Annotated in this window: 1 pseudogene; it reads right to left on the reverse strand. The window is 58.8% G+C overall.

The window, feature by feature from the left end:
- Positions 1-92, reverse strand: a pseudogene (locus tag B8W69_RS31120) (LecA/PA-IL family lectin); the annotation flags it as partial.
- Between the last annotated feature and the right edge of the window lie 163 nt (positions 93-255).

The raw sequence follows: 255 nt of genomic DNA on the forward strand, positions 1-255 counted from the left end.
ATTGCACCCTGGACATTATTGGGTGCAACCCAACGGAACAACCCGGTATTGACCGGAATGGTTCCGCTGTTGCCGATCTTCATGACCAGCGCAATCGTACAGGCCTGCGCCAGGGCATTCGACGGCCTCGAGTCTTCCGGCAACGACGATGGTCGAACCTGCCATGTCCTTGAGTTCCTCCGCGGCGCCAGCGGCAATGGAGAAGAGAGCGGGAAATACAACCAGGGAAAGTCGGCAGGGCATCGGCTTCGGTAC

The sequence above is a fragment of the Mycolicibacterium vulneris genome (genome assembly GCF_002104765.1).
GTDB classification, from domain to species: Bacteria; Actinomycetota; Actinomycetes; order Mycobacteriales; family Mycobacteriaceae; genus Mycobacterium; species Mycobacterium vulneris.